A 23,737-nucleotide genomic window follows, 5' to 3' on the forward strand; every position below is an offset into this window, starting at 1 on the left:
CGTAACGGCACGTCTGCCGGAGCTTGCCGAGAGCACGCCCGGCAGATTTTTTTTACTGATGTGTGTACGTTACCTGCTGATCCACCCAGCCGCTGATGCTCAGACTGATCGGCGGCTTGGATTTCTGCTCGACAGTTGCACGGGATGCCTCAAGCGCATCGACGCGGGAGAAAAGATCATCGCTCGCCGGCTGCTGGAGCAGCGGATCGCGCCCTAACGCATCCGGTGATAATGAATTTGTCGCGACCGCCCCATGCTGGGCCGTTTTGGAATTCGTTTCATCCGCAAAGGCCGCACCGCTCCCGAAGAGAGACACGGCAACTATCGCCCAACGGGCAAAGCGGGTTACCATCTTCATTGCTACCCCTCCAACGACCCAGCGGGCCGAAAGCCGCGAAGCATAATTGCTTATCATAAGGCTGCCGCATGGCCAAAAGTTGAACGTCGATTATCGCAAAATCCGTCCCGGCTAGGTGGCCGAATTGACAAAACACGAATATCCCTGCGAGCTAAAACGTCCGTTTGCGCCAAGCCTGGAAACATGGCAAAACCCGCGTCGCGAGAACGGCTCGCGGGCGTAGTTCAATGGTAGAACGGCAGCTTCCCAAGCTGCATACGAGGGTTCGATTCCCTTCGCCCGCTCCACGTCAGGGCTTTCGAAAAGCCCTTCATTACCTAGAAGGACCTCCAATATTCGCAGCCGGATAGCTCCGAGCTTGCTGGCGGCGGAGCGCAGTGTATGCTCCTCTGACCTGCTTTTGCGTCCGAGGCCGCAGTGGAAAGTCGAATAGCACCCAGGCTGCGCAATCTGCCGTCGGTCGACACGGTGCTCAAGACCGACAAAGCGTTGATGCTGATAGAGCGCTTCGGTCATGGGGCAACAGTGGACGCCATACGCTCCGAACTTGAGCACGCACGTTCCACCCTAAAGGCTGGTTTTTCGTCGGCCCCATCACCTGAACGTCTTGCGCAACAAGCTCTTGTTCGCCTCACCGACGCCGACAGATCAACCCTTCGCACCGTCTTCAACCTGACGGGTACGATTCTACACACCAATCTCGGCCGCGCAGTTCTAGCAGAAGAAGCAATAACGGCCGCGACCGAAGCTATGCGCAACGCCGTCGCTCTCGAATTCGATTTGAAAAGCGGCAAACGCGGCGAACGCGACGATCACGTGAAAGCCCTTCTCTGCGATCTGACAGGTGCAGAAGACGCAACCGTCGTCAACAACAATGCAGCGGCGGTTCTTCTAACGTTGAACACGCTTGCCGAGGGTCGGGACGCAATCGTCTCGCGCGGCGAATTGATCGAAATCGGCGGCGCCTTTCGCATGCCCGACATCATGAAGCGCGCCGGTGTGCGCCTGATCGAAATCGGCACCACCAATCGCACGCATCCTGCCGATTATAAAGCTGCGCTGACGCCGAATACCGGTATCATTCTGAAGGTTCACACGTCGAACTACCGCATCATGGGATTTACCACCGAAGTCGGCGCGCGCGACCTTGCAGCCATCGCAAAACAAGCCGAAGTTCCAGTGGCGCACGATCTCGGGTCCGGCACGCTCGTGGAGCTGACTCGTTACGGGCTTGAAAAAGAGCCCACAGTCCGTGAGGCTGCTGCATATGCCGACGTCGTGACTTTTTCCGGCGACAAACTTCTCGGCGGCCCACAAGCGGGTTTCATTGTCGGCAAACGGAAATGGATCGAGGCGATCAATCATAATCCGATGAAGCGCGCGCTGCGCGTCGATAAGGTCCGCTTGGCCGCCATCGAAGCGACGCTGAAGTTGTATCGAGATCCAGATCGCCTCGCTGAACGAATTCCCACATTGAAGCTGATTGCAAGACCCCACTCGGACATCCGGACCCAGGCTGAACGCATCGCGGTCAAAATATCCGAATTTTTTGGAGCAGCTTTCGTCGTCGACGTTTGCGATTGCCAAAGCCAAGTCGGATCGGGAGCATTGCCACTGACAACGGTGCCGAGCGCCGGGGTCCGAATCCAGGCGAAGACGGGATCTGGAAATTCAATTGACACACTCACGGCGGCGATGCGCACCCTCGACCGCCCGATTGTCGGCAGAATAGAGAATGGCAGCCTCGTTCTCGATGTCAGGGGCCTGACGGATGAAGCCGCGTTCCTGTCAGCACTAACGTCGCTCGATTGCGGCGCCTTTCCGTAATGAAAACCCGTTCTCGGGCCGAGCCGCCCTAGCCCATCATGATTATCGGCACAGCTGGACACATTGACCACGGAAAAACTGCTCTTGTTAGAGCGCTGACAGGCGTTGAAGGCGACCGTCTCAAGGAAGAAAAAGCGCGCGGGATTACCATCGATCTCGGCTTTGCCTATCTGCGAACCGCGCAGGGGCGGACACTCGGCTTCATCGACGTACCCGGGCACGAGCGCTTCGTCCGCACGATGGTCGCCGGAGCTAGCGGCATCGACTTTGCGATGTTGACCGTTGCCGCTAACGACGGCATCGAACCTCAGACACTCGAACACCTTTCGATCATCGATCTTCTGGGAATTTCGAATGGCATCATCGTCGTCACAAAAAGCGACCTCGCAACGGATGGGCAGCAGGCGCGAGTATCAGCCGAAATCCGAACCGCGCTCTCCGGAACGACACTTGAAAAAGCAGACATCGTTTTTGTTTCCGCCGTTAGCGGCGAAGGAATCGACGATCTGCGACAACGGCTCGTCGACGCTGCTAGAAAAATCGGTCGACGCTCGCCCGAAGGACGTTTTCGCCTGGCTGTCGACCGAGCGTTCATCCTTCAAGGAACAGGTTTGGTCTTAACCGGCACCGTTCTTTCGGGGGGAATCAACGTCGGCGACGACGTTTGCGTGAGCCCATCCGGTTTGATGGCGCGCGTGCGTTCGATACATGCGCAGAACAGCCCGGCCGAGTCTGGCGGAGCGGGCGACAGGTGTGCACTCAATCTGGCAGGACCAGAAATCTCGAAAGATTCGATCCATCGCGGCGATGTTGTGCTCGATCCAGAGATCCACGCGCCGACCGAACGCATCGATGCTATTGTCCGCGTGTTACCCCACGAAAAAAAGCCTCTAGGACAATGGTCACCCGTTCGCCTCCATCACGCCGCATGCGAGATTGGCGCACACGTCGCATTGCTCGATGACAAACCGATAGTGCCCGGCGCGACGGCTGAAGCGCAGTTCGTTCTCGATAGGCCGATCGCTGCGGCCGTGCCCGACCGCTTTATTATTCGCGACGTGTCCGGGCGGCGAACGATCGGCGGCGGCACGTTCATTGATCTTCGTCCTCCGGCAAGGAAACGACGCACGCCGGAAAGGCAAGCCCAACGCGCTGCGCTCGCAATCAGTGATCCCGTAAAGTCTTTGACGCGTTTATTGGCCGTCCCAGCCCACGCAGTAGATCTCACTGCCTTCGCACGCGACCGGGCGCTTTCAGCCGAGCAAATCGAGCGCCTGATCAACAGGCTCTCGATTGTACCATTGCGCACAGATGATGGCATCGTCGCGCTCTCTCGCGAGTCCTGGCAGACATTCCTCGGCGGACTGCAGAATCGTCTAAGAACGTTCCACACTGACAATCCCGACCGGCAGGGAATCGGGCGCGAGCAACTGCGTTTATTGCTCCAGCCAAGATTGCCCAAGCCGGCGTTCCTCACCGCCCTCAAAATTATCGCTGAACATGGCAACATCGTTCTCGATGGCGCCTTCGTCCGCTTGGCGTCGCATCGAGTCCAGTTGAGCATGGAAGACACAGCGACGTGGCAAACGATTATGCCGCTTCTCGGGGGCGGCGAGCGGTTCCGTCCGCCTCGCGTGCGCGACATTGCGAAAATGATCGACCATGAGGAAGCCGATGTCAGACGGCTGCTAAAACTCACCGGACGAGTCGGTTGGACGGATGAAATCGCCCACGATCATTTCTTTCTGCGCAAGACCATTCTTGAAATACTGACGACCGCTCTCGATCTGTGCCACAACTCGGAAACAGGATGCTTCACCGCCGCTGATCTGCGCGATCGGCTTTCGAATGGGCGCAAGGTCGCGATCCAAATCCTCGAGTTCTTCGACAGGCACGGCGTCACCCTTCGCAAGGGAGACCTGCGCGAGCTGAACGAGCACCGGCTGGACTTGTTTGGAAGCTTCATGCTTTCCTCCGCCACGGCCGATGGAGGAGAACCGTCCCCGGTGGGGCGTTCGGACTTCAAATCCGAGTGGGGCAGCGAGCCTGTCCCAGGTGGGTTCGACTCCCATCCTCCTCCGCCACCCCTCTCCAAGAATCGCCAAGGATAGTCATGAAACCTGAACCTGTGGAAGACCTCCGGACACAGACCCGATGATGCGCGCGCAGGGATAACCATCCGATTTGATTTGCTCGCAGAGCACACCTGCTCGCTCCGGCGCGCAAGCGACGAGCAGACCGCCCGAGGTTTGCGGATCTGTAAGAAGCGATTTTTTCCAGTCCGGAAAGTCCGGCGGCAACGTGACGTCATTTCCGTAGCTTGCCCAATTGCGCGCGGAAGCTCCGGTCTTGTAACCGGCCTTAATAAGAGTCTCAGCGGCGACGAAAAACGGCACACGCTCATAGCAGAGATCCAAAGAGACATCACGCGCATGCGCCATTTCCAGCGCGTGGCCCAACAGGCCGAACCCCGTGACATCGGTCATGGCGTGCACGTCGTCGTTTTTTGCAAGGGTCTCACCAATGCGGTTGAGAAGAGTGACTGACGATAGCATCTCGGCATAAGCCTCGTCCGACAAAGCGCGCTTCTTGAATGCGGCTGAATAGACGCCGACGCCGATGCTCTTCGTCAGGATGAGCACATCGCCCGGACGTGCTCCCGAATTCCTTCGAACATGTGCGGGCTTTGTCAAACCGATAACCGCGAGGCCGTAGATCGGTTCGGGCGTGTCGATCGAGTGCCCACCCGCAACCGGAATTCCCGCCTCGGCGCAAATCGAAGCTCCGCCTTCTAAAATCTTGCGCACGGTTTCGACAGGCAGCTTGTCGAGCGGCATGCCAAGGATCGCGAGAGCGAATAGTGGCCTGCCACCCATCGCATACACATCGGAAATCGCGTTCGCGGCGGCAATTCTACCGAAGTCGCGAGGATCATCTACCATCGGCATGAAGAAATCAGTCGTCGCCACGATGCAGTTTTCCTCATCGATCTGCCATATGGCGGCATCGTCGCCGGTTTCTATCCCTACCAACAGCTTATCGAAGGCTCCAGCCGAAGAGCGGTTTGAAAGAAGTTGCTGCAGTACCGAGGGGGCAAGTTTGCATCCGCAGCCGCCGCCATGTGCCAAATCGGTCAAACGAGGAATCGGTAAAGGCATGCAACGCCCCGCATAAAATAGGATGACTCCGCGATCGGGCCCTTGATAGCTTAGTATTACGGTTGTCTTGGTGCAAAGGCGGAGACGCGATGGACGCTACCCGGCAGCAAACCAACAACGTGGCTCTCGGAGTCGTGGCCTTCCTCGCGATATCGATCGTCGGTCTGTTTTATGTAAAATGGTTCCCTTATTACAATCGATCCTTCGTCGCGGCTGCCCAGCACTCGATTGGCGATTCAATTCTGATGGGAAAGGCCGCCACGCCCCCTGCCCCATCGTTGGAAGCGGCGGTCGGCTATGCGTTCGCCTACGGAAAAGCGATCTGGCAGGCGATGGTTCTCGGGCTTCTGATGGGCTCCGCCGTCCAAGCCCTGCTCCCTGCCGGTTGGGTAGCACGTTTACTGGGTAAAACGAGTTTTAGCACCGTCGTGGTTGCTGGCGCGTTGTCCATCCCAAGCATGATGTGCACATGCTGTGCGGCGCCAATTGTCGTTGGATTGCGTGCACGCCAAGCCTCTCCGGGCGCGGCAATCGCATACTGGCTCGGCAATACAGTGCTCAATCCGGCGGCGCTCGTCTTTCTCGGCTTTGTTCTCGGATGGAACTGGGCGGCTTTGCGCATTTTGCTTGGGCTCTTGATGGTGTTCGGTATCGGCCATCTCGTAAATAAGATGGTCACGTCAAAAGAGGCCGCTGAAGCGGATGCGGAGCTTGTCAAGCTCGTCGCCAAATCCGAAGAACTCAGAACCGCCGCAAACATATTTGTGCGCTGGTTGGATATTTTCTTTCGCATGGCGATCCGCCTGATCCCGGAATATATCGTGATCGTCCTTGTGATCGGTGCCGCCCGCGCTTGGCTTTTCCCGACCATCGGCCCCGAAATCGGAAACGATGTCTGGTGGATCGTGGCGTTTGCGATCGCAGGCATGCTGTTTGTAATTCCGACCGCCGGCGAGGTGCCGATCGTCCAGGCGATGCTGTCGCTTGGAATGGGCGTAGGCCCAGCCGGAGCGTTGCTGATGACATTACCGCCCGTCAGCCTGCCATCGCTTGCAATGGTCGGCCGTTCGTTCCGGCCGCAGATCCTGATGTTCGTCGCATCCGCTGTCGTCGTCTTTGGAATTGTTGGTGGACTGCTGGCGGTCGCCCTGGGCTTCTGAACCTATCGAGCGAGGAGAAGCGGGTTAGGAGCGTGACGCGCCCAGCCGGCATCAGAAACCATCATGTCCAGGCCCAGACTCGCAAGATCGTCGGCAAATGGATCGACCTTCAAATCCTTGGATTGGTACAGCATCTTTGCGTAGGTATGACAGTCGTCGCAGACCTCGGCTTTGACCGCCCCGGAATCCCCTTCGATGCCTCGCAACGATAGAGCTCCCGTACTCGCGCACGTAATACATACCGCTCGAACATGATTCCACGCCGTCGAGCAGAGCGAGCAATAGAGGTACCGCGTTCCCGGCGTCTTGCCTGAAGCCGTGATAATTCCAGACACCGGAGTCGAGCCACAGCATGGACAAAGGCCGCGTTCCGGAAGCAGTCGCAGCACCTTAGCCCGCAACGATCCCGCCATCAGCGTGAAATAAACTTGAAGGGCAGCCGCGACGTAGAAAGCTGCAACAGCTTCCCTCGAATCAATGGTTTCACAAAGAAAATCATGGGCGATCGCTTCGATCGCACTCGCGTCGTTCCGACGTAGCTCATCTATCGCCCGAGCCGATCCGTCCGGTGTCACATTGTGATCCAAACTATCGAGCATGATCGCCAAACCATCGCGCCAAGCAGGATCGAGCTGCTCGGTGGGTGCGAGAGGCGGCTTACGATTTTCGACAGCCTGCTCAAGATCTGTCTGGGCGAGCGGAACTGCAAGCGTCAGTGAGGTCGCCGCAGCGTGCTGAGCACGTGACACAGCGGCAATGAACCTAAGCCACTCTGCCATCGGATGGCCCTTGGCAAGCGATTCAAAACGGCTGGCCGTCGCAAGAAATCTCAATGTCGGATCGGGCAAATATATCGGGTCAGGCGCCTCAACGCCCCCGAGCGGACTGCCGGCCCACTTGCCGGTTGGTGGTGATCCGCCCTGCTTCATCGAAGCACTCTCACTTGCGGGTTTTGTTGTCGTCGACGTGTGGCTCTGGCCCCGGCGAGCCGGTCGCCGCGAGGGCGCGGAACCACTTGCGATGATGACGCCACGCCCAACCGGGCGTCACGTAGCCTTGCGTCATCGCCCGCATCGAGCCTCTGACCCAGATCGCCGCATAAACATGGATGACCCAGATGATAATCGCGGCAATCGCGGCAAGTGAATGGATAAGTAGCGCGGCGCGTTGCGTCCCGACCGACGTCAGCGTTTCGAAATAGTAGTCCCAGATAAGAATTCCCGTGAAGAGCAGCACCGGTATGAGCAACGCCATCGACCAGAAAACAAACTTCTGACCCGCATTGAAGCGACCGACCTCCGGAACGCTTTCTTCCTCGTTGGCAAGCACGCGACCGATCGCAAGTGTCCATTCGAGGTCGGTCTTTGTCCAAAGATTGTCGCGCCAGAATTGAACGATCATGCCCGCATAGCTGACGACGAGCACCAAACCTATCCAGGGATGAATGGCGCGTGTCCACTGACCACCCCCGAACAGGTTCGATAGCCAGAAAAGCAACGGGTGGAACATCGCAAGTCCAGAGAGCGTCAGCAGAACGAAACAAGCCGCCGTGATCCAATGATTGATGCGAGTAATCGTCGGATTTCGTATGAGCGTTCCCTTCGGTCGCGTCATGCCGATCCTCCGTCAGTATCGATCGCGTCTGCGCGGCGTTTTTTCCGCTCCGAGGCAAGAACTTCCTGCGCTTCGAGTTCGTCTTCGACTTGCACCTCATTCGGCCCCATGACCACCCAATGCAGGAAGCCTGCTATCGCTGAGGCAGCAATTCCGGCGAGCGCGACTGGTTTTATGAGCCCTTTCCAGAATTCGACGGTCGCGCTGATCCTCGGATTTTCCGGCAGCCCGGCATAGATAGACGGCGTGTCCGCATGATGCAGAACATACATGACGTGCGTGCCGCCGACGCCCGGCGGATCGTAAAGCCCGGCATTCTCAAAGCCGCGCGATTTGAGTTCGACGATGCGTTCGTCTGCCCAATCGGTCATATCCTTCTTCGATCCGAACAGAATCGCGCCGGTCGGACATGCCTTCACACATGCAGGCTCTAACCCGACGGCCACCCGGTCCGAGCAGAGCGTGCATTTGTACGATTTGTGATCGACGGCGCTGATGCGAGGAATATCGAACGGGCATCCCTTGACGCAATAACCGCAGCCGATGCAATTCTCGCTGATGAAATCGACAATACCGTTCGCGTATTGGACGATCGCACCGGGCGCCGGACATGCTTTGAGACAACCCGGATCCTCACAGTGCATGCAGCCATCCTTGCGGATCAGCCATTCGAGATCGCCCTTGTCGTTCTCGTATTCCGTGAACCGCATGAGCGTCCACGTCGCCGGGTCCAGATCCAGAGGATTATCGTAGGTGCCCTCGAACGTTCCGACAGGATTTCGAAGGTTGTTCCATTCCATGCACGCCGCTTGGCACGCTTTGCAGCCGATGCAGCGCGTCACATCGATGAGTTTCGCAACCTGATCTTCGTAGCTGCGCACCGACGGTGGCGTCAGCGTCGTCGCCGATCTCCGGATATAGTCTTGTGATTGCAGATCAGCCATCAACGGCTCCGTCAAACCTCTGGACCGTTACTCGGTTCGATGTTTACGAGAAACGCCTTGAATTCCGGCGTCTGAGTGTTGGCGTCGCCTACCGACGGCGTCAACGTGTTGGCGCCGTACCCTTTCCTGGCCTGTCCGGTGAAACCCCAATGCAACGGCACTCCGATGACGTGGGCGGTCTTGCCGTCTATCGTCAGTGGCTTGATCCGTTTCGTCACGTACGCCTTACAAATCATTTGACCGCGCTTCGAAGCGACCCGAACCCAGCTTGCTTGGGCGATACCCTTCTCCTTGGCCAATGCTTCACCGATCTCGATGAACTCCTCCGGCTGCAGGATCGCATTGATCAGGGCGTGCTTGGTCCAAAAATGAAAGTGCTCGGTCAATCGGTACGTGGTCGCAACATAAGGAAACTCTGACGGCGATCCGAATGCCGCGCGATCGTCTGCAAACACGCGTACAACCGGGTTCGTGCTGACCTTCGGATGCAGAACATTCACAACCGGGGATTCGAGCGGCTCGTAATGCTCCGGGAACGGTCCCTCAACCATCAATTCACGCGCGAACAGTCGCCCAACACCCTCGGCGTTCATGATGAAGGGACCGACGCCGTCGGAAGGCTTTACCGTCACACCATAATCGGGGACATCAACGCCGACCCATTTCGAGCCGTCCCATTGGATAATCGGCTTTCGAGGGTTCCATGGATTGCCCTGAACGTCGGCGCTCGCCCGATTATAGAGAATGCGCCGGTTCGCAGGCCAAGCCCAGGCCCAGTTCGGCGCGATGCCTTGCTCACGCGGATCGGAAGCATCCCGCCGCGCCATCTGATTGCCTTTCTCAGTGTAGCATCCCGAGAAGATCCAGCATCCAGATTCCGTTGTGCCGTCGTCGCGCAGTTGCGCGAACCCATCAAGCAACTGCCCCGCCTTCTTCACGACCGCGCCGGAGGCATCCGTTAGGTCGGCGCGCGCACGCCCATTCATGTCCTTCGCAAGTTCCGCAGTCGCAGGCTCCGTTGGATTCGTGTAATTCCACGTGAGATTCACGATCGGATCAGGGAACGCGCCACCTTCCTTCCGATAGAGTTCCCGTATGCGATGGAAGATTCCGGACATGATCCAGATATCGGACTTGGCTTGCCCGGGCGGGTCGGCGGCTTTCCAATGCCACTGAAGCCAGCGTGCAGAGTTGACGAGCGACCCGTCCTCTTCAGCAAAGCAAGTCGTCGGCAATTGAAAGACTTCTGTCTGAATAGCCATGGAATCGGCCGGATTCTGCGGCCCGAAGTTCTCCCAGAAGCGCGATGTCTCCGTATCGAGAGGATCCATCGTAATGAGGAATTTGAGCTTCGAAAGCCCGCGGCGGATCTTCCCGCGATCTGGAAAAGCTTGCTGCGGATTGAACCCCTGGCAGATGTAACCGGTCATCTCGCCCTGATTCATCATCTCGAAGGCTTTGATCACGTCGTACAGCGGAATATCGAGCTTCGGCAGCCAGTCGTAGGCCCAGTTGTTTTCAGCCTTCGCAGCATCGCCGTAGATCGACTTTTGGAAGCTCACAAAAAACTTCCGGTAATTCGACCAATAGCTCGTCTGGCCGGGCCGCAGAGGCTTATAGAGCCGCGATTTCATATAGTCATCGAACGTCACTTCATCATCGACAGGCAGCGTCATGTAGCCTGGCATAAGGTTCGACAGCAGCCCGACGTCCGTCAGCCCCTGAATGTTGGAGTGGCCGCGCAGCGCGTTCATGCCCCCGCCTGCAACTCCGATATTGCCGAGCAGAAGCTGAACCATCGCCATTGTGCGGATGTTCTGCGAGCCGACCGAATGCTGCGTCCATCCGAGCGCAAAAAGGCTTGTCATCGCCTTATCGGGCGCCGCCGTCGCAGCGACCATCTCGCAGATATGCAGAAACTTGTCCCGCGGCGTGCCGCAGATCCGCGAGACCATTTCCTGCGTGTAGCGAGCGACGTGCGCCTTTAAAAGGCTCATCACGCAACGCGGATGCTGCCAGGTATCATCGACCTTGGCGAAACCCTGGTCGTCGAGCTCATAGTCCCAACTCGACTTATCATAGTCACCCCTCTCGTGATCGTACCCGCTGAAAAGTCCGTCCTCGAAACCGTAACCCTCCTTGACGATCAGTCCGGCGTTCGTATAGGCGCGCACATACTCGTGCTGAATCTTATCTTTTTCGAGCAGATAGCGAATGACGCCGTTGAGAAACGCAATATCGGTCCCCGGCCGGATCGGCGCGTAATAATCGGCGACCGACGCCGTGCGTGTAAACCGCGGATCGACCACGACAAGCTTCGCGCCGTTCTCGATCTTCGCTTCGATGACCCACTTGAAGCCGCACGGATGCGCTTCCGCGGCGTTGCCGCCCATGACGATGACCAGATTGGCATTCTTGATGTCCTGCCAGGTGTTGGTCATTGCACCGCGACCGAATGTTGGAGCCAGACTGGCCACCGTCGGTCCGTGTCAGACACGTGCCTGATTGTCGAAGACCAGCATCCCGAATGACCGGGCCACCTTCCAAGTGAGATACGAGGTTTCGCTCGACGAGGCTGAGGCCGCGAGCATGCCGGTACTGATCCACCTGTTGACCGTCGTGCCTTGCTTATTCTTCGCGATGAAATTCCTATCTCGATCGTCTTTCATTAATCGCGCGATGCGATCGAGCGCCCAGTCCCACGTAACCTCTTCGAATTTAGTCCCACCGGGCGGCCGGTACCTCGGAACTTGCAGACGCGTCGGCGCGTGCACGACGTCGAGGAGCGCCGACCCCTTCGGGCAAAGCGTGCCGCGATTGACGGGATGATCGGGATCGCCCTCGATGTGGATGATGTTGGAGCGCGCATTCTTCGCGCGGTCGCCCATGCTATAGATGAGGATGCCGCACGCGACCGAGCAATATGTGCACGTGTTCCTGGTTTCGGAAGCGGCCGCCAATTTGAACGGGCGGACAGACGCCGCTAGCGCTTCTCTCGCACCGCCAAAGCCCAGCGCATCGATCGTCGATGCCGCAAGGGTCGCCGCACTGAGTTTTACGAAACCTCGGCGACTGATTTGCATGATCACACTCTACCGAATGATCGAGTCTGTTGCACCAGAATAACGCGCATATCCTCAATCCGGAAGACACAAATAGATAGCAAAGCCCTGCGCGTGCGTTTCCAATCGCATCCCAAACCAAGCGCGCACGCCACATCGGAAGACGAATGTTAGTAACTCCACCGTCACCGTAGAGTTCCACTCATTGCACAATACCCACACGTTGCAACGTTCCGCCGCCGATAAACTGCCAGTTTGCTTTCACTGTCTTGAACCTCAGCGGCTCGTGCACCGCACACCACTGGACATTTAAGCAATTTTCTCACGCCTGCGCTTTGCAGCCTTGACTACCTACCTGTTGGTAGGTAAGCAAAGAACCATGATGCACACGGACACGCGATCAGCCCTTTTAGCCGAGGCCGAGATTCTTGTTCGAACCAAAGGCTATGCCGCATTCAGCTATGCTGATTTGTCCGATCGCATTGGAATCCGGAAGGCGAGTATTCATCATCACTTCCCGACGAAAGAAGGCCTCGGTAACGCACTCATCGATTCCTATCTCGATCGCTTCACAAACGAACTCGATGCACTGTCCGCGAAACGCGCTGACACAAAAAGCAAACTCCTGACCTATGGGGACTTCTTCGCAGGCAGCCTCCGAGATGGGCTGATGCCGCTCTGTGGCGCCCTCGCGGCCGACGTCGCCTATTTGCCCGTTTCGATGCAACAACGCGTCAAGAAATTTTTCGAAATCCACACGGAGTGGCTTGAAGCGACTTTGCGAGAAGGCGTCGCGCAGGATCAACTGCACCTCAATTCTTCCCCGCGCAAATCCGCGTTACTTCTTTTGAGCACACTACAAGGCGCGAGCGTGGTTGCTTGGGCGCTTAAAGATCCGTCGGTAATTCGACCCGCGTTCAAGCAGTCCGTTGATAGTCTAGGGAAATAATTTTTGCCTCACATGCCTACCAACTAGAAGGATGGTACGTCATTAACCACTCGCAAGATCCACAAAGTAGCAAAATGGAAATGGAGGAAAGATATGTCGATCATGAATTGGAAAAATTATCGCGACGCTCTGATCGGGCGCATCGGAGAGCTGGGAAAACTCTCACCCGACTCCGTCGGCGGATATATGATGGCCAGCGGCGCTGGTGCAAAAACCGGTCATCTCAATGAGAAGACGCGCCAACTCATCTCCCTCGCCGTTGCTGTCACGACCCGCTGCGATGGATGTATTTCAGTCCACTCGCAGAAGGCCGTCGAAAATGGCGCGACGAAAGAAGAGGTCGCCGAAGCGCTCGGCGTTGCAATCGCCATGAATGCCGGCGCAGCACTCGTTTATTCCGCTCGCGCGCTCGATGCCGTGGATGAAGTCGCCATTGAGCGCGTGGCCTAATTTCGGTCTGTGATGCAAATGGCTCCGTCTACTGTGCGGCGGAGCCATCTCCTACCGACGGCGGTGTCGGATTATAGGGTCCCGAAATTCCCGTCGTTCCCGCGCTATCACCGGACGCTGCACTGCCGCCAGCGGGCGGGTTAATGTTTGACGGCGGCGTCGGACGCGGAACCGTCCCGTTGCTGTTTGGGGGATTGTTCGTCGTCGCGGGCGGATTTGGAACACTCGGAGACACTGGTGCCTGGGGGGTAGAAGGCCCGGCATTGGTATCAGCGAGGGCCGGCAATGCCGCACTCAGCATGGCGACGGCAGAAACAGCGAAAAGTAGTCTCATCGCGCAAATCCTTGGACGTTGCTTTATAAAGCAACGCACGGCCGCGAGATGGCGTTCCTGAAATACAATCAATCCGATCAGGCAACCACGCGAGATGCGTTTTGAGGCGTTGGCGGGCTCCCGTCCGGAGGCGGGCCGATGAGGTTTTTCGCGCGCCTGACCTTCCCCGATTTGTCCGGTAAGATGCGATCGACGATCTCCACGTCAAGTTTGACCACGTCGGCCAACCCCTCGCTGGCAAGGGATTGCATGACATAATTCCGCAAACGCTCGGATAAGAGCTGCTTACCTTCCTGCGGGGCTGCGCGCAGGACGAACGTATTGACGCCGGTCTGCAGAATTTGGTGCTCGGCAAGGTCGGTCTCGTTGTCGAGCGCCGCGAGAAAGACGTAGATCGGCAGTTCCCGGCTCCGACCGTCGATCTCGATCCAAAGCTGATCCTTGGCTCTTCCACGAACGGATTCAATCAGTGGCAGCAGGTTCCCGCATGCACACGGCTTCGCGCTCATAGTGACGATGTCATCTATCTCATAACGAATGATGGGCTGGACGAAGTTGTAAAGGTTGGTAAGTAAGACTTTGGCTCCTGGGGTGCCGTTCGGCACTGGCCGGTTGTTGCCGTCCACGACCTCAAGAATTGCCAAATCGCTATTCAGGTGGCTGCCGCGGCACACCGGACACCCGCAGCTGAGCGCCATGCACTCGGCCATGCTGTAGCTATTGGTAACGTGAACGCCAAAAGCCTTTTCAATACGCTCAGCCACATCGGCGGGAAGCGGTTCGCTCATACTGTTCATTTGTTCGAGCTTGCCGCCCTCACGCAATTTCAGACGGCCCGCTTCCTGCTCGCGCGCGAGAAATTCGAGTGAACTCGTATAGCCGGTTATAAATGTGGGTTGGAAATCGTTTAGGCGTTGGACGATCTCTTCGACGGGGTCGAAAACGGACATCCGCTGCAACTTCAGATATGGCGCCGCTACGCGCGGAAAATAATTGAAGAACGTGCTGCTCGGGTAAAATCCCGGACGCTGCGTGATGATCACCATGCGCGCCGGATTAACGAGGCGTCCGATGTGGGGCAGAAACTTACGTTTGACCTTGTTGCCCCGCGCGAACTGAGCCGCAAAGCTCGTGATGATCGCGTGCTTGTCCTGAACGACCAGCGCCGGTTGGCCCTGGCTGCCCGACGTATGGCACAGTGCGTACCTTCCTTTGAAATAGACACCGAGATTGGCATGGTCCGCGATAAAGTCCTCAATCTCCGAGCGGCGCAGCGTTCTATCGGTAAAGACATTATCGAGATTGGCCATCATCTCGGCCTTGCTTAGCGTCGGAAGGTCTTCGAGCGCGCATGTGTCGACGTCGATTTTGCCCAGCCTTGCCTGATAAAAAGGCGAATTGTCGCGTGCGTAGCGGAGAAGGTGGCGAAAACGCTCCTCCCGCAATTCCAACGTGTGATCGACTTCACCAGTGCGGGGGGGAATGAGACGGTGCAGCTTCGTGCTGAGTTCCAGCAACTCGGAAGCGGCGGCAAAAATGCCCATCAGCAGAGATCTCTCAAGATAAACTTTTGCAGGGTTTGCCCCCGCGACTCGTGGTCTTACGCTGATTGCACTGGCCTGAACAGAGTAGCGTCGAACGCAGCATTGATGATCTCAAAATGAGTGGAACTCCATGGTACAGCTTTGGCGCAACGCACCGCTTCTCTCTAACGTCTTGCACAACAGAAGGTTTCTCGAAGACCGGCACGGCACGACGGATCTTGCTCCAAAATCGCCAGCCATGGAACGGCACATCGGTGCGTCGGTTGATCGAGTGCAGGCACCCGGACAGCCCGTGACCAATTAAGCGGCTAAAGCGCGGTTTTGAACCGCAGGTCTCGTCCGAGGCTTCGACAGGCACCGCTGGAACAGAGTTCCGAGAAAAGCGTTCGAGTCGATTATTCCGCCCAAGACATGTCCTCGTTCAAGCGTACGATCATGGAAAAGCTATTTGAAAAACATCGTGCCCACGCGATGAGGCCGCACGCAATAAGACCCGACGGCTCCGACGGCTATTATCTTTTCATCGCGCTCATCTCCGCCTTTGTCATCTCCACCTTGACAATTCTGATCGTTTTGGGATTTGCGCTAATCGTCTAACAAGAGAGAGAGCCAATTTATGACGTTGGTTCAAAAAGCAAAGACATTCGCGGCCTATAAACACAGACATCAGACGCGAAAATACGATGGCACGGCCTATACAGCGCACCTCGACAGCGTAACCACGATTCTCGAACGCCACGGTGTTACCGCCAAGGTTGTTCTCGCAGCCGCCTATCTTCACGATACGTCGAGAAAACCGATACCAACATTGGCGAACTCATCGATGTTTTCGGCACTGATGTTGCGAAGCTCGTCTATTGGCTCACGGACGATGAGCCCGGCAATCGAAAAGTGAGCTTGGCGGCTTTCCCACGCGCCGTGGGAAGCTAAACTCATTAAGCTCGCCGATCTTGTGGATAACACCCACGACATTCTCGAACATAATGCCGCTGCAGCCTTCCAATATATATTGGAAAAAAGGCAAACCATATGGATGATGGCAGACGAGGAGGGAGATCGCCTCATGCGATTGCCACTTTTCCGCGAAGCCATGCGCAACGAAAGGCAGAAGACAAACCTACAGCTGAGAGCCGGTTGAACGCGACGAAATACCGGAACAACGTGCACGTTGCATCTGAGCCCGGCCTGCCTCTCGCTATGTAATTTTCCGCCGCTGCGTACCCTGAGGAATGCTCCGTCAAGGGAGTTGCTTTTCGGTCCGCTCGCCGACTAACATCCCCGGCCTTTGGCTCTGTCGACCATTACGCGCAGTCCACGAATGCAACGCTATTTTCAAAAAAGCCGGTTGCTTACGACCGTGACGGCGGGAGTCGCGACGGCACTCATCCGGACGGTGAAAGCAACGTCGCGCACCATCCATGAACCTCCCAACCTCATCGACCATCTGCGCGCGCAGGTACCCTTCATCATGGCGATGTGGCATGGCCAGTTCATGATGCTGTCGGAGCTGAATACCCGGGAATACAAAGTCTCGGCGATGGTCGCCCGACACGGCGATGCCGAAGTCATGGCGCGCGTGCTTCGGCATTTCGGAATTTCGTCAATTCGCGGGGCCGGTGCCGGCAAACGCAAAAAGAACCGCGGCGGCGTCTACGCGCTTCGCGCCGCGCATCATGCGCTTGAAAACGGCACGATCGTCGCCATGACGGCGGACATTCCAGGTTTCAAACAGCGCACCGCCGGTGAAGGCATAGTAACGCTGGCGCGCCTATCGGGAAGGCCGATTATTCCCGTTGCTGCAGCGACGTCGCGCTACGTTGTGCTTAACACCTGGAGCAGAATGACGGTCAACCTGCCCTTCTCCACACTCGCTGTCGTTGCCGGAGATCCGATATTCGTCCCAGCCGACACCAGTGACGCAGAAATCGAAAGCGCCCGGCAGGACGTCGAACGGTCACTCAATGCCGTAACCGCGCGCGCCTACGATCTGGCGAAATCCGGAAAGGCAAGTACAAGGCAGCGAGAATCGGGCTCAGCTGCCGAGCGTTACAGGCAGTAGCCCAGGCAAAACGCGATTGTCCCAACTCAAGAGTTATGGCGAGCCATCGTCGCTCTCTGATCACCACGATAGACACCGAAACCGTGTGCCACGATGCCGATGCCCCAGCCAAGCAACGGCCAATAAAACCAAAGCCTGCCGGGCGTCGTCAGGAGGTTCACGGCGATCAGCAGAGCGTTGACGAAGACATACGCAATAAGATCGTAGCGAAACCCTCGGTTTTGAAAGATCCTGCCCAAACCGCGCTCCTAAGCTACGCAAGCTATCCAAAACTGCTTGGCCTTGGCATTACGGGACCAAGTTACCGCGGATGAAAACCCCGATCTCCATCGCGCGGCGAGTTTATCACTCCGCGGCCACAGGACGTGTCGCGGACGCCTGCTCTAATTCACGAAGCCGCGTTTCTTCCCGCGCAATATAATTTCTCGTGCGCGGGACAGTATCGAGCCTTTTGGCGAGCTGAATTTGAAACACCATCAGTCCGCCGTACCGGAAGCCCGCTTCCGCCGAAGCTAAGTAGAATTCCCACATTCGGCAGAACCGCTCACCCAGGACATCGGCCGCTTGCTGCCGATGATCGAGGAACCGCTGCCGCCACGCCGCAAGCGTGTCGGCGTAGTGCAGCCGCAAGATTTCGATATCCGTGACTATGAGCCCGGCCTTCTCGATCGACGGCAGAACCTCCGCGAGAGATGGAACATAGCTACCCGGGAAGATGTACTTCGCAAACCAGGGGTTCATCGGGCTTTTGCCATCCAGCCTGCCAATGGAATGCAGAACCGCAATCCCATCGTCCTTTAGGCTGCGCCGAATGACATCGAAGAACGCGTCATAGCATTTAACACCGACATGCTCGAACATTCCGACGGACACAATCCGGTCGAACGTGCTTTCGAGTGCCCGGTAATCCTGCAACCGAAAATGGACGCGCGCATCGAGCTTCTTCTCGCTGGCGCGCCGCTCGGCCACCTTAAGCTGTTCAGGCGAAAGCGTCAGCCCGGTGACATCGGCCTCGCAAAGATCCGAAAGGTAAAGCGCAAGGCCGCCCCAACCGCAGCCGATATCCAGAACCGACGCTCCAGATGGAATGAGCATCTTCGCCGCGATGTGGCGCTTTTTCGCAAGCTGCGCTTCTTCGAGCGTTTGCCGCTCCGATTCGAAATATGCGCAGGAATATTGCCGATCGCGGTCGAGAAAAAGCGAATAAATGCGATCATCTATATCGTAGTGATGGTGGACGTTATGGCGCGAACGCCTTTCGGAGTTTCGCCGGGTCCAACGATCGAATGTGGAGCGGAGGGCGTGACGTACCCGGCCCATGTGTGGAGGAAGGAGATCATGCAGATTGTGGCCGAGGAGATCGAGCACGTCGTAAATCGAACCACCCGATACGACCAAACGTCCATCGGTGTAGAGTTCGCCGAAAGCCAGCTCGGGATTTAACACCAATTCCCGGCATGCGCGCGTATCGGTCAGGCGGATCGTCAGAGGTGAACCCGAGCCGTTGCCCGCTGTCAGACGTTCGCCATCCGGCAGCTCGATCGTCAATGAGCCTTCATGGATACAGCTTGAAAGGAGAGCTTGCAGCGCGAACTTCATGACGTTCCACCATTAGACTAGGCGGCTTTATACAATTGAACTGCGCTCAACGCGTCAGGTTCCACAGCGTTCGTCCTAGGTAGGAACTTTAGCAAATGAGCGGCCGTTTTCCAACCAGTGGCGGCACCAATCGACGCTGAGCAATGGTAAATCACGGATGACAAAATCGAGGAAAAGGCGACCGGAAGGCGGAGCGAAAAAGGGTCAGAAAGGCGGTCGGGGTCGCGTCAAACTATGGTCAGCGAAGGTGACCAAGAATAGTGATGCGCTCGATCTCGAATCGAAGGTGTTTAAGCACAGGAATCCATCCGACATCGCCAAGTCGCTTAAGCGTTCAGCCGAGCGCAGCACCAGGCGCAAGGGCACCCCCTTCCAATCGGCAATGTCGATGCTGACGTTCTACATCAATCGCGCTGGCAAGAACTTGTCCACGAGCCGTCGTCACACACTGGATCGCGCTAAGCAGGAACTTCGCAAAGCCTTTGGACGTGAACCGAGTTGAGCGTTGATGTTGCGCCCTCGTACTCTAGCGCGAAGGACCGGCGGCCTTCCCCAGCCAGAAAATGAACGCAGTGAGCGCGTAGCGGCGGTCGATCAGGCAGAAGTTTAGGCAGACTTACGGTTTGGTTTCCTCGCATCGCGTTGATGCGACCCGGCCAGGCCATGCGTGGTCTTTTCCCAATGGAACGGCTTGAAGATAAATTCGACGAGCGCGCGGTAGGCCGCCCATGAGATCGCAAGCCAATAGAGAGGCAGCCAGATTGCGGAGATGAGCCGAAGCGGCGATCCGCTCCGCATTGCCGTCACGAATGTCAAGAGCCACGCCGCGCAATACCCGGTCGCCAGATTCACACCGCACACCCAGCGAAGAAACGCACCCGACGGCGTGACTTGACCACCACCAAGGCCATGCATCAGCGCGAGGACGTAGAACCAGGGATGGACGAGGATCGAAAAGACCATGCCGCCGATGATCACTTGAAAACCGGCAAATCGCCAACCGCCGAGATCGCGCCAAAGCCGGACTGGACGGCGCATGTGGACGAGATACGTCTGCATCCAACCCTTGATCCAGCGGGTACGTTGACCGCGCCACGTTTTCCATGTCGCCGGAGCTTCTTCGGATGTTTCCGAGTGGATTATGGACACTTCATATCCCAAGCGCGCCAGTCGAATGCCGAGATCTGCGTCCTCGGTGACGTTGTATGGGTCCCATCCTCCGCATTTGAGAAGTAAATCGCGCCGGAAATGATTTGACGTGCCGCCGAGCGGTATCGGCAGGTTGAGATATTCGAGCGCCGGCAGAAGCCCACGAAATAAAGCAGAGTATTCGAGCGCAAACTGCCGGCTGAAAAACGATTGATCCCCGTTGTAGATTCCAAGCTGCGCCTGGACACAGGCCAATCGCGGGCCCCCTTCAATGAAAGCCTCTGCCGCGCGCCGCAGCTGATCGGTCTCCGGAATATCTTCTGCGTCATAAACGGCAACGAGCATGCCGCGCGCGTCCTGCAGCGCATAATTCAATGCACGCGGCTTGGTTCTCGGTTGACCGGTCGGCACCGTTACAATCCGCATATTCGACCGCAACCCCGCCTGAATGAGCGCATTGCGCGTCGGCTGATCGTCTTCCTCTGTGACGAACAAAATTTCGAGACGATCCCCCGGATAATCGAGACGCGCCATGGCCTGCACCAATCCGGGAACGATAAGCTGCTCCTTGTAAAGTGGAACGAGCACAGAATAGCTCGGAAGCCGATCGTCGAAGCGGCGATCGCACGCAAACGCTTCTATTCCCTCCGGCACATGCCAAAAGGCATGGCAGACTGCCGCTATCCGGATACCGGCAACCATAAGAAAAGGAAGCGCAAGAGCCACTGTGCACAGAGAATCGCCCGCGTGATCGATCCCGATCAGTCCAGCCGTCACCGCCGACGGAGCCAGAAGCAACAGGATACGCTGCCAGAGCGGAGACCGGGTTGCGGCGGAAAATTGCGGCGCGCGACGCCGCAGATCGTTCACTGCGCGATCGAGCTTACCGGCGGCGAGAAAGAACGTCTCCCAAGCAACGGGCGATTGGGGGGCGGCGGAAGGCGACTTCGGCAAGCGCCGCGAACGTGGCGTCTCGGATCGACTCACGGACATGGCGCGCCCCCAGCCGGGCCTCAGCACCGCCCCATCCGGCTGAGGCGTGAGTATATTGACTGGCTTCGAACCGGCAACGGGACTAAGAACGGCCGCAGCTATTTTTTTGCGGGACTATTGCAGCGCAAATGAACTTACGGCCAACCCTGCTTTATGTGCTCGCATTCTTGATGACCGCGGCCGTCGCTTGCCTCGGCAGCCGCGCCTTTGCAGAGAATGCAAATTCGAAGCTAAGCCTTCCCGATACCCAAACTCGCCCGCAAGCCCCCGATGCTGCACCGCGGCGCGTCGTTATCCGGTTTCTAACGGACAGTGACTTCCCGCCCTTCGACTTCTACGACGAAGACGGGGTGCTGGTCGGCTTCAACATCGATCTCGCGCGTGCCATATGCCTCGAATTGAATACCTCATGCGATATCAAAACCCGGCCTTGGAACGAGCTATTCGCGGGCTTGAAGAATGGCGAAGCCGATGCCGTCATTGCGGGCCACCGTGTCACCGCGGCTGCACTCAAAGAGGTTGACTTTACCGATCGTTATTTCCAAACGCCCGGTCGCTTTGCCGGGCGGAAAGACTCGCCCAAAGTCGATATGACTCCCAGCGGTCTTGAAGGGAAGCGCATCGCGGTCGCGCACGGAACGCCACACGAAGCCTTCCTCAAAGCCTTCTTCCGCGACAGCCCATTGGTGGTCTTCGAAAATGCGGACCTTGCGCGCGAAGGGCTCGCAGCCGGCAAAGCCGATTTTATTTTCGACGATGGAATTTCGCTCGCCTTTTGGCTCAACGGCACGCTGTCCCGCCAATGCTGCGAGATGCGCGGAGGACCCTTCCTCGAACCCAAATTTTTCGGAGACGGAATAGCGATCGCGGTGCCGAAGAACGATCCGCAAATAAGGCTGTTATTGAATAAAGGTTTGGACCGTGTCCGCGCGTCTGGCCGGTTCGAGGAACTCGTGCAGCGCTACTTTCCGGTCAGAATTTACTGATATTAAGTGGTCGCTAACGCCACTGCCAGAAAAGCAAGCTTAATGCGACGATCCGGCTAAAGCGCTTTCCTGCCCATAGTTAAACTGGGTGATGATGATTCGTAGTCTTGTCGCAATAATGGTGGCACTCGGTTGTTTGACGGCACCCTTCGCAGGGTTGTCCGATCATGCCGACGCGCGAACATATCGGCATTATGCGAAACACAAAAAACACTGGGCTCACCACAAGCCAAGACGTAAAGCCGCGCGCAGCCATCGCAAAGCGACTGCGAAAACCTCGCCCAAAGCTTCAAACCAGACCGTCACGCTCGGCGTTCCTCCGCCGCCGAAACGCCCTATCAAACTCTTGTCACGCGCCGACATCCTCGCCTCGAATCCGGATCGCCTCGCACGCCTCGGATGGCGCATCATCGTCGGTTTCGAACGCTTCGACGAAGTGAAGCCACTCGTCGAGAAGCGCGCCATCGCCGGCATCTTCATCACCGATCACAACGTCCATGGCCGGAAGTTGGGCGACGTCGCCAAAGACATTCAGTCCCTGCAGGATATTCGCAAGGCGCAGGGTCTTCCCCGCTTATTCGTAACCGCCGATCAGGAAGGCGGATACGTCTCACGCTTGTCGCCCCCCCTTAAGCGTCAACCTTCGCTTGGAACGCTCGTCGCCAAGCTGAAAACGGATGCCGACCGCGAAAAGGCAGTCCGCAACTACGCCGAGATACAGGCGCATGAACTTGAACGGCTCGGCGTCACGATGAACTTCGGCCCCGTTGTCGATCTGCGTCTCGGTTCGTCACGTCGCAATGATGGCGAAACGCAGCTTTATTGGCGCGCGATCGACAGCGACCCTTATCTCGTCGCCAAGGTCGCTGGCTGGTATTGCGACACGCTGACGAAGTCCAACATCATCTGCACACTCAAGCATTTTCCTGGCCTTGGACGCGTCGCCCGCGACACGCACGTGACGACGGGAGAAATTTCGGCAAGCCAGGGCCAACTCGAACTGAGCGACTGGGTTCCTTTTCGCCGGCTCATGGGCAAACCCGGCATTGCGACGATGGTCGGCCACGTTCGCGTCAGCGCAATCGATAAGACGACGCCCGCCTCTTACTCCGATACGATCATCAACTCGGTCATCAGAACTCCGGAGCACCGCAACGTACTTCTGATCACCGACGACCTGGGCATGGGCGCCGTAACCCATTCCAAGGACGGGATCGGCGGTGCCGCGCTAAAGGCCGTGAATGCCGGCGTCGATTTGCTGCTCATCACGGACGCGGCACGGGATTACGACACCGTCATGTCAGCCCTTATCGAAGCCGATGAAGCCGGCGAAATCAATCAGGCGCGGCAGATCGAATCGCGCGAACGTCTCGCCAAATACGTCTTTATCGACGATTCCGAGCCCATCTCCTCACCGCCTTTGCAAGCCCAGAAAGAGCTTCGGCACAAGCCGCCGCCGGCAAACTGAAAAAGCTCCGGCAAATCCGCTGTGTTCCCTGAGGAACAGCCAGAATACGCCCCGTTTGCGACGGTCCTCTCTTGCGCGCTTTG

General features: G+C 57.4%; 21 protein-coding genes, 2 tRNA genes and 1 pseudogene. 13 read left to right on the plus strand and 11 right to left on the minus strand.

Features of this window, described 5'->3' with window-relative positions:
* Positions 1-52: 52 nt before the first annotated feature.
* A complete protein-coding gene (locus VHB22_RS13280) occupies positions 53-358 on the minus strand; it encodes a hypothetical protein (protein WP_325457463.1) in 306 nt (101 codons plus the stop codon).
* 213 nt (positions 359-571) lie between these two features.
* Between VHB22_RS13280 and VHB22_RS13285 the strand changes: the two genes are divergently transcribed.
* The 4 genes and pseudogenes from VHB22_RS13285 to VHB22_RS13300 all read left to right on the plus strand — a co-directional run bounded on the left by VHB22_RS13285 (position 572) and on the right by VHB22_RS13300 (position 4,269).
* A tRNA-Gly gene (locus VHB22_RS13285) sits at positions 572-645 on the plus strand.
* Positions 646-775: 130 nt separating this feature from the next.
* On the plus strand, positions 776-2,185 hold the full coding sequence (gene selA / locus VHB22_RS13290; protein WP_325457464.1) for an L-seryl-tRNA(Sec) selenium transferase: 1,410 nt from the start codon (positions 776-778) through the stop codon (positions 2,183-2,185).
* Positions 2,186-2,223: 38 nt separating this feature from the next.
* Positions 2,224-4,056, plus strand: a pseudogene (gene selB, locus VHB22_RS13295) (selenocysteine-specific translation elongation factor); the annotation flags it as partial.
* Between the two features lie 117 nt (positions 4,057-4,173).
* Positions 4,174-4,269: transfer RNA gene (locus tag VHB22_RS13300), tRNA-Sec, on the plus strand.
* A gap of 27 nt (positions 4,270-4,296) precedes the next feature.
* On the opposite strand, the gene selD is transcribed toward VHB22_RS13300, so the two are convergent.
* A complete protein-coding gene (selD, locus tag VHB22_RS13305) occupies positions 4,297-5,343 on the minus strand; it encodes a selenide, water dikinase SelD (protein ID WP_325457465.1) in 1,047 nt (348 codons plus the stop codon).
* An 89-nt stretch (positions 5,344-5,432) separates the two neighbouring features.
* On the opposite strand from selD, the gene VHB22_RS13310 reads away from it, so the two are divergent.
* Positions 5,433-6,503 (plus strand): permease, encoded by a 1,071-nt coding sequence (locus VHB22_RS13310; RefSeq protein WP_325457466.1) that lies wholly within the window; start codon positions 5,433-5,435, stop codon positions 6,501-6,503.
* A 2-nt stretch (positions 6,504-6,505) separates the two neighbouring features.
* Here the strand turns inward: VHB22_RS13310 and fdhE are convergent, their stop codons facing one another.
* From fdhE to fdnG, 4 genes are read right to left on the minus strand one after another with little or no spacing between them, the layout of a single operon-like run.
* On the minus strand, positions 6,506-7,432 hold the full coding sequence (gene fdhE, locus VHB22_RS13315) for a formate dehydrogenase accessory protein FdhE (protein WP_325457467.1): 927 nt from the start codon (positions 7,430-7,432) through the stop codon (positions 6,506-6,508).
* Positions 7,433-7,442: 10 nt separating this feature from the next.
* Positions 7,443-8,117 carry a formate dehydrogenase subunit gamma gene (locus VHB22_RS13320; protein ID WP_325457468.1) on the minus strand — a complete coding sequence of 225 codons (675 nt, stop codon included), beginning with the start codon at positions 8,115-8,117 and terminating at the stop codon, positions 7,443-7,445.
* Complete coding sequence (gene fdxH, locus VHB22_RS13325; protein WP_325457469.1) at positions 8,114-9,061, minus strand: formate dehydrogenase subunit beta; 948 nt, start codon at positions 9,059-9,061, stop codon at positions 8,114-8,116. Before fdxH ends, VHB22_RS13320 begins: the two co-directional genes overlap by 4 nt.
* Before the next feature lie 11 nt (positions 9,062-9,072).
* The gene (gene fdnG / locus VHB22_RS13330; protein WP_325457470.1) at positions 9,073-12,144 is read right to left on the minus strand and encodes a formate dehydrogenase-N subunit alpha; all 3,072 of its coding nucleotides are present in this window, start codon (positions 12,142-12,144) and stop codon (positions 9,073-9,075) included.
* 361 nt (positions 12,145-12,505) lie between these two features.
* Here fdnG and VHB22_RS13335 point away from each other — a divergent pair, with 361 nt between their 5' ends.
* Both VHB22_RS13335 and VHB22_RS13340 read left to right on the plus strand, forming a co-directional pair.
* The gene (locus VHB22_RS13335; RefSeq protein WP_325457471.1) at positions 12,506-13,072 is read left to right on the plus strand and encodes a TetR/AcrR family transcriptional regulator; all 567 of its coding nucleotides are present in this window, start codon (positions 12,506-12,508) and stop codon (positions 13,070-13,072) included.
* Positions 13,073-13,165: 93 nt separating this feature from the next.
* Positions 13,166-13,522, plus strand: a complete 357-nt coding sequence (locus VHB22_RS13340) for a carboxymuconolactone decarboxylase family protein (RefSeq protein WP_349255663.1) — start codon at positions 13,166-13,168, stop codon at positions 13,520-13,522.
* A gap of 28 nt (positions 13,523-13,550) precedes the next feature.
* On the opposite strand, the gene VHB22_RS13345 is transcribed toward VHB22_RS13340, so the two are convergent.
* Complete coding sequence (locus VHB22_RS13345) at positions 13,551-13,856, minus strand: hypothetical protein (protein ID WP_325457472.1); 306 nt, start codon at positions 13,854-13,856, stop codon at positions 13,551-13,553.
* 77 nt (positions 13,857-13,933) lie between these two features.
* Complete coding sequence (locus VHB22_RS13350) at positions 13,934-15,400, minus strand: phenylacetate--CoA ligase family protein (protein ID WP_325457473.1); 1,467 nt, start codon at positions 15,398-15,400, stop codon at positions 13,934-13,936.
* Positions 15,401-15,835: 435 nt separating this feature from the next.
* On the opposite strand from VHB22_RS13350, the gene VHB22_RS13355 reads away from it, so the two are divergent.
* From VHB22_RS13355 to VHB22_RS13365, 3 genes are all read left to right on the plus strand, one after another.
* Entirely contained in the window at positions 15,836-15,997 is a 162-nt protein-coding gene (locus tag VHB22_RS13355; protein WP_325457474.1) for a hypothetical protein, read from the plus strand.
* A gap of 19 nt (positions 15,998-16,016) precedes the next feature.
* Entirely contained in the window at positions 16,017-16,295 is a 279-nt protein-coding gene (locus tag VHB22_RS13360; RefSeq protein WP_325457475.1) for an HD domain-containing protein, read from the plus strand.
* A gap of 423 nt (positions 16,296-16,718) precedes the next feature.
* On the plus strand, positions 16,719-17,459 hold the full coding sequence (locus VHB22_RS13365; protein WP_325457476.1) for a lysophospholipid acyltransferase family protein: 741 nt from the start codon (positions 16,719-16,721) through the stop codon (positions 17,457-17,459).
* 26 nt (positions 17,460-17,485) lie between these two features.
* On the opposite strand, the gene VHB22_RS13370 is transcribed toward VHB22_RS13365, so the two are convergent.
* Positions 17,486-17,698, minus strand: a complete 213-nt coding sequence (locus VHB22_RS13370) for a 2TM domain-containing protein (protein WP_325457477.1) — start codon at positions 17,696-17,698, stop codon at positions 17,486-17,488.
* Between the two features lie 106 nt (positions 17,699-17,804).
* Positions 17,805-19,058: a cyclopropane-fatty-acyl-phospholipid synthase family protein gene (locus tag VHB22_RS13375; RefSeq protein ID WP_325457478.1), complete on the minus strand. Its 1,254-nt coding sequence runs from the start codon at positions 19,056-19,058 to the stop codon at positions 17,805-17,807.
* Between the two features lie 157 nt (positions 19,059-19,215).
* On the opposite strand from VHB22_RS13375, the gene VHB22_RS13380 reads away from it, so the two are divergent.
* Positions 19,216-19,560 (plus strand): DUF3175 domain-containing protein, encoded by a 345-nt coding sequence (locus tag VHB22_RS13380; RefSeq protein WP_325457479.1) that lies wholly within the window; start codon positions 19,216-19,218, stop codon positions 19,558-19,560.
* 104 nt (positions 19,561-19,664) lie between these two features.
* On the opposite strand, the gene VHB22_RS13385 is transcribed toward VHB22_RS13380, so the two are convergent.
* Positions 19,665-21,200, minus strand: a complete 1,536-nt coding sequence (locus VHB22_RS13385) for a glycosyltransferase family 2 protein (protein ID WP_325457480.1) — start codon at positions 21,198-21,200, stop codon at positions 19,665-19,667.
* Positions 21,201-21,328: 128 nt separating this feature from the next.
* Here VHB22_RS13385 and VHB22_RS13390 point away from each other — a divergent pair, with 128 nt between their 5' ends.
* Together VHB22_RS13390 and VHB22_RS13395 are read left to right on the plus strand one after the other, a co-directional pair.
* Positions 21,329-22,186: a transporter substrate-binding domain-containing protein gene (locus tag VHB22_RS13390; RefSeq protein ID WP_325457481.1), complete on the plus strand. Its 858-nt coding sequence runs from the start codon at positions 21,329-21,331 to the stop codon at positions 22,184-22,186.
* A 94-nt stretch (positions 22,187-22,280) separates the two neighbouring features.
* Positions 22,281-23,654 carry a glycoside hydrolase family 3 N-terminal domain-containing protein gene (locus VHB22_RS13395; RefSeq protein WP_325457482.1) on the plus strand — a complete coding sequence of 458 codons (1,374 nt, stop codon included), beginning with the start codon at positions 22,281-22,283 and terminating at the stop codon, positions 23,652-23,654.
* The last annotated feature ends 83 nt before the right edge of the window (positions 23,655-23,737 follow it).

This window comes from Hyphomicrobium sp. (genome assembly GCF_035548195.1).
GTDB lineage: Bacteria > Pseudomonadota > Alphaproteobacteria > Rhizobiales > Hyphomicrobiaceae > Hyphomicrobium_B.

Excerpts from the sequence above, each read along its gene's own strand:
- VHB22_RS13280 (WP_325457463.1), bottom strand. The coding sequence starts at position 358 with ATGAAGATGGTAACCCGCTTTGCCCGTTGGGCGATAGTTGCCGTGTCT.
- selD (WP_325457465.1), bottom strand. The coding sequence starts at position 5,343 with ATGCCTTTACCGATTCCTCGTTTGACCGATTTGGCACATGGCGGCGGC.
- VHB22_RS13310 (WP_325457466.1), top strand. The coding sequence starts at position 5,433 with ATGGACGCTACCCGGCAGCAAACCAACAACGTGGCTCTCGGAGTCGTG.
- fdhE (WP_325457467.1), bottom strand. The coding sequence starts at position 7,432 with ATGAAGCAGGGCGGATCACCACCAACCGGCAAGTGGGCCGGCAGTCCG.
- VHB22_RS13320 (WP_325457468.1), bottom strand. The coding sequence starts at position 8,117 with ATGACGCGACCGAAGGGAACGCTCATACGAAATCCGACGATTACTCGC.
- fdxH (WP_325457469.1), bottom strand. The coding sequence starts at position 9,061 with ATGGCTGATCTGCAATCACAAGACTATATCCGGAGATCGGCGACGACG.
- VHB22_RS13335 (WP_325457471.1), top strand. The coding sequence starts at position 12,506 with ATGCACACGGACACGCGATCAGCCCTTTTAGCCGAGGCCGAGATTCTT.
- VHB22_RS13340 (WP_349255663.1), top strand. The coding sequence starts at position 13,166 with ATGTCGATCATGAATTGGAAAAATTATCGCGACGCTCTGATCGGGCGC.
- VHB22_RS13345 (WP_325457472.1), bottom strand. The coding sequence starts at position 13,856 with ATGAGACTACTTTTCGCTGTTTCTGCCGTCGCCATGCTGAGTGCGGCA.
- VHB22_RS13350 (WP_325457473.1), bottom strand. The coding sequence starts at position 15,400 with ATGGGCATTTTTGCCGCCGCTTCCGAGTTGCTGGAACTCAGCACGAAG.
- VHB22_RS13355 (WP_325457474.1), top strand. The coding sequence starts at position 15,836 with ATGGAAAAGCTATTTGAAAAACATCGTGCCCACGCGATGAGGCCGCAC.
- VHB22_RS13360 (WP_325457475.1), top strand. The coding sequence starts at position 16,017 with ATGACGTTGGTTCAAAAAGCAAAGACATTCGCGGCCTATAAACACAGA.
- VHB22_RS13365 (WP_325457476.1), top strand. The coding sequence starts at position 16,719 with ATGCAACGCTATTTTCAAAAAAGCCGGTTGCTTACGACCGTGACGGCG.
- VHB22_RS13375 (WP_325457478.1), bottom strand. The coding sequence starts at position 19,058 with ATGAAGTTCGCGCTGCAAGCTCTCCTTTCAAGCTGTATCCATGAAGGC.
- VHB22_RS13380 (WP_325457479.1), top strand. The coding sequence starts at position 19,216 with ATGACAAAATCGAGGAAAAGGCGACCGGAAGGCGGAGCGAAAAAGGGT.
- VHB22_RS13385 (WP_325457480.1), bottom strand. The coding sequence starts at position 21,200 with ATGTCCGTGAGTCGATCCGAGACGCCACGTTCGCGGCGCTTGCCGAAG.
- VHB22_RS13390 (WP_325457481.1), top strand. The coding sequence starts at position 21,329 with ATGAACTTACGGCCAACCCTGCTTTATGTGCTCGCATTCTTGATGACC.
- VHB22_RS13395 (WP_325457482.1), top strand. The coding sequence starts at position 22,281 with ATGATTCGTAGTCTTGTCGCAATAATGGTGGCACTCGGTTGTTTGACG.